This is a genomic window from Streptococcus suis (assembly GCF_002964045.1).
GTDB classification, from domain to species: domain Bacteria; phylum Bacillota; class Bacilli; order Lactobacillales; family Streptococcaceae; genus Streptococcus; species Streptococcus suis_U.
Map to the genome: position 1 here is coordinate 1 of NZ_POPB01000564.1, position 326 is coordinate 326.

The 326-nt window shown below is 41.7% G+C and carries 1 protein-coding gene; it reads left to right on the top strand.

What is annotated here, in order from left to right; translation table 11 throughout:
- Positions 1 to 326: CBS domain-containing protein (locus tag C1E99_RS12700; RefSeq protein WP_153060256.1), on the top strand; the 326-nt coding region annotated here is incomplete at both ends.

Here is a 326-nt window from a genome sequence, read left to right on the forward strand (position 1 = left end):
TGGTCACTGAGGGAACGATCGCAGAAGCTAGTCCATCGAAGGCAACTAGCCTATCTATTTACGAGATGAACTACCTTTTGAATAAGACTAAGGTCAAGGATGTGATGATTAAGAATGTTATTACAGTCTCAGGTTACGCTAGTCTTGAAGATGCTGCTTATCTCATGTATAAAAACAAAGTGGGGATTCTTCCAGTTGTTGATAACGGTCAACTGTATGGGGTCATTACTGATCGTGATATTTTTGCAGCTTTTCTTCATGTCTCAGGTTATGGAGAGGAAGGAGTACGCGCTCGGTTCCTTGTTGAAAATAAGGCAGGGGAGTTA